Annotated in this window: 1 protein-coding gene; it reads right to left on the bottom strand. The window is 44.8% G+C overall.

Translation table 11 applies throughout. The annotated features are described in order from the left end of the window. Positions 1-10: 10 nt before the first annotated feature. The coding region (locus AC5DC2_RS23530) for a hypothetical protein (protein WP_491700240.1) at positions 11-1,242 on the bottom strand (1,232 nt) is incomplete at its 5' end.

Genomic DNA, 1,242 nt, shown 5'->3' on the forward strand with positions numbered 1-1,242 from the left:
TTTTTCTCCTTTATCCTAGAGCTATGGCTAGTGCTGTTGCTTCGTCTGCTATATCTGTGGTTTTTGCCAATGTTCCAGCCGTTGATGGAAGCGTAAGCGTTATATTACCAGCGAAATCAGCATGGGCTGGGGCTTGTAATTGAGCATAGTGAGCGTTGCTACTCTCACAGTAAAAACGTACATAAGACTGCGCTCCACCATTCTTTATTGATATTGCGCCTTGCGATATATCTACACCATCAGACCCATCAATACGCACCACACCAGCACCATTTGGCGTAAGGGCTATATTACCATTAGACACAGAAACTATAGCGTTTCCATTTACATCCAGATCACCGCCCAACTCAGGTGACGTATCGCCTACAACTTGGGATAATCCACCCCCACCACTAATTATCTGACCATCAATGTAGGCTTTGATAGATTGTTGTGTCGCTAGCTTTGTAGCAGAGTTAGACGCAAAATCATCTTCATCGAGTACAGCCGACCCTGATACGCTTGTATTCAACACAGGGCTAGTCAGCGTTTTGTTTGTCAGCGTCTTTGTTGTTCCAGAAAGATAGGTATCAAACGTGTCCACACTTGTCTGCTTCATTGTACCGCTATCATTGGTGACAATACCATCACCCCCAGCAACAGCCGTAGTGCCTACAGTTGAACCCCCATCCATAAGATTAAGTTCACTGGCTGTAGCTGTAACGCCACTCAATATATTCAGTTCATTAGCCGTAGCCGTTACATCTGTACCGCCTATATCTAGCGTTGTCATGGACACTTCACCAGCGACTGTCAACAATCCACTGGAGACTGTCATAAGGTCTGTATCGTCTGTATGCCCTATTGTAGAGCCATTTATGTTGACATTATCGATAACAGCCTGAGTGACCGCAGAGTTAGTGCCTAGTGTTACGCCATCAATAGCACCGCCATCAATATTGACGCTACTAGAGCTAAAATCATTGGCTGTAACGCCACCACCATCAGCAATAGTAATAGCTGCATCGCCATCGGTAAATTGTATCGCTGGAGTCTTTAACGCAGTAGTCGCAGTAATATTTGTGCCTGAAGGAGAGGTGAGGGATGTAGCCCCTGTGTCCATGTCCTTCAGCGTTGCCATCAATGCCCTGATAGCATTGTTTACATTAGCCGGACTCATGCCCTCGCTAATGTCTATAGACTTAATATCTGTATTATTTGCGTCTGTAGCATCAAATTGTGTGATGTTATTTTTTGCCATTT

It is taken from the genome of Martelella sp. (assembly GCF_984369615.1).